This is a genomic window from Lishizhenia sp., from assembly GCF_033720595.1.
In the GTDB taxonomy this organism is placed as follows: domain Bacteria; phylum Bacteroidota; class Bacteroidia; order Flavobacteriales_D; family Crocinitomicaceae; genus Lishizhenia.
On sequence record NZ_JAWWCF010000277.1, the window covers coordinates 1 to 2,809 of the forward strand.

Below are 2,809 nucleotides of genomic sequence, written 5' to 3' on the forward strand. Positions count from 1 at the left end.
AATTTGCTTTATAATTCCATTGGGTGTTTGAAGTTTAACTTTGGCATTGTCTTGTCGCTCTATGAAAAAGCCAAGGAACTCTTGCTTATAATTAAATAATGAATCCCCAAAGGCAAATAATTCCGTTGACTTCATCATTTTATTAGGATAGTCAGAAACTTGAGTAACATTTACCACATCTGCGGTAACGGTATAGGTTACCTTTGAAAATAAGGGATAAAAGGCATGAGAAACGTTCAGATTGATGTTTTTATATGCTTCATTTTTATAAAGCGGTCTGTTTTTGATCATATTGTCTTTTGCTCTTTTCAAGAGTATATCTGTACTATTTCCTCCAAAACCCCAAAAGTAGCGTACGCTAGCTGATCCTATGGCTTGATCTTGAATAGGAACGGGCTGACCGTAATCAAGAGAAACGATTTGACCTCTGTGTACAACCGCACAAGAAAACAAACTGATAGGAGCAAGGAGGATAAAAAGGTATTTTAAAACTTTGATTTGCATTTGATTTACGTGTTTGAGTTATACTACGAAAATATAATTTTCTTTGGAACGATGCACGAATAGATAGGGTTTGAGGATGTATACTTGAAATGGAGGTTATATGGAGTAGAACATAAAAAGGTGCTTAACAAAGCACCTTTAAATTGAAATTATTCTTTAAGCTTTACTAATAACCTTGGCTAATTTTTTCAAATCTTTACTTTTAAGTTTGTGTGCCATTCCTGTATATTCCGCATAAATGATATCTCCAGATTCACCATTAATAACGTTGATAAATTGGTCGGTATTTGCCTTTATGTACTGAATGTAATAAATCGGTTCTTTGGCGTTAACAACCATTTCATCTAATTCTTTTTGTGTAACGACCTTTATTTTGTAGGGATATTTGCTAAACAATTCTTCCTTCGAAGCAGGTTTCGAATCTTTCATGTTATACCTATTTGTTTCGATTAAAAACTCTTCTGTTACATATAAAACCTCCTTCTTCAATTTTTTCACTTCAGAAGTGTTTTCAGAGGTAAATAACCATCTGTTTTGCCCCTTACTGATGTATTTGTCTATGGTTTGCAATGCATTTTTTAAGTAGGCTAAATTCCAATTTCTAAATTCGGACTCTTCGTAGGCATATCTTGCTAGCTCGTTGATGTCATCCTCTGCAAATTCTGATGCTTTTCTATACGTTTCAGCCGTTGGGAAAAGATTGACTCTTGCAAATACTTCTTTTTCACCACCATCGAACATATACAAAAGTAAGTTTAAGTAAGTTTTTTCGGTAACAGTTCCGCTACTCGAAATTTTTACTTTGTGTAATCCGTTGATGGAGAAAAATGAGTGTTCATCTTCATTCCATTCTCCCTCAACAAACTCGTCGTAACTCACAAATTTCAAAGGGGTGTAGTCCCAAGCTTCATTGAGGGTTTTCTTAAAGGTTTCTAAATTTTCTTTGTCAGAGTTTTGGTAAACAAAAATGGTTTCAGTTGCTCGGAGTTCCTCCAGTTTTTCTTTGTCAAACTCTTTGTTTTTAACGGTAACCCACTCTTTTGGACCTACGTTGATTTGTGCTACGGCACTTAGACTTAGGAAGGTTAGTAATAAACTAGTGATTTTTTTCATTGGTATAGATTTGTTAATGTTGAAGGACTAAAATAGAATTTTCTTTGGAACTTTAGGGGATAGAACCAATTTTAACCAGGGAGCAGGCTAGGATTTTTAAGGAGGACCAAAGGGGATGTTTACTCTTATAATAAAGACGATAAGGAGATTGTCTTTTTCATATTAGGAGTTTAAAAACGCATCAATTCCCAACTCACAACTTCTTCAAACTCCTACCTCCAGAAGCCTTGATGAAAGCCTTTCTATCCTTGTCCAAAATATCAGAAGATATCAGTTCATTTTGTAAGGATAATTCCTGGAAACGTTTGTCGGCTTTTTGGGCCAAGCCATCAATCTGTAAAGCACGCTGGTTAAAGCCCAAGAGTTTTAAACTGTCTAATTTTCGCAAACGAGATAAAGCTACGTATCCTTGACCTTTTTCAAAAGTTGCACTCAAATCTACTTCGGCAGCATCCAAGGTCATTCCCTGACTTTTATGTACCGTAATGGCCCACGCTAAACGCAAAGGAATTTGGTTGTACCATGCCAATTCATTGCCTTGCTCATCATCTATGGTCCATTTTTCTGGCGTGGCAGTTATTACTGTTCCATCAAGCAATTTTACTTTCGGAAAACCAGTTGATTCAAAATCGAAAACTTCTCCCAAAGAACCATTGATGTATCCTTTTTCTGGCGAATTCTTCACAAACATCACTTTGGCTCCTTCTTTTAACGGTAGTTTATCATAAGCCAAAACAGAACGTTTGAGTGTTTCTATCAAGGCTTGCTCTCCAGAACTTGTGGCCCTGAAATTTCGTTTACGACCGGGTAGTTTATCGAGTTCAGTTTCATTTAAAGCATCTACATCTATGTTGTGCGTATACAAACGGGTAGGAGTAATCTTTTCGTCAAATTGCGTGTAGCTCGCCGCTTGTAGCATTTTAAGTTCGTGCTGACCAATCGTGTTATTTCGTAAAGCATCCAAAATATTCGCCAATGGATCTTGGTTTTGTCTGTATTGCTCCGTCAAATAACAAGGGTGGAAATCTGCTTCTCCCCATAGGGTAGACATAAAGCAAAACTTGTCCCTACTCATTTCATTTTCCGTACCAATAGGAGGGAGCTGAAAAAAGTCTCCACACAAAACAACCTGCATGCCTCCAAAGGGATTCTTGTTTCCCTTGAACATACACAAAACCTGGTCAACCGCCTC

The 2,809-nt window shown here is 36.8% G+C and carries 2 protein-coding genes and 1 pseudogene; all 3 read right to left on the bottom strand.

Translation table 11 applies throughout. The features are described from left to right. Window positions 1-504 (bottom strand): DUF6567 family protein (locus R3333_RS13935; protein ID WP_318959380.1); only part of this gene is annotated, 504 nt, incomplete at its 3' end. A 156-nt stretch (window positions 505-660) separates the two neighbouring features. Further along, window positions 661-1,617 carry a hypothetical protein gene (locus tag R3333_RS13940; protein WP_318959381.1) on the bottom strand — a complete coding sequence of 319 codons (957 nt, stop codon included), beginning with the start codon at window positions 1,615-1,617 and terminating at the stop codon, window positions 661-663. Window positions 1,618-1,810: 193 nt separating this feature from the next. Next, a pseudogene (locus R3333_RS13945) lies at window positions 1,811-2,809 on the bottom strand (PIF1 family ATP-dependent DNA helicase); the annotation flags it as partial.

Excerpts from the sequence above, each read along its gene's own strand:
- R3333_RS13940 (WP_318959381.1), bottom strand. The coding sequence starts at position 1,617 with ATGAAAAAAATCACTAGTTTATTACTAACCTTCCTAAGTCTAAGTGCC.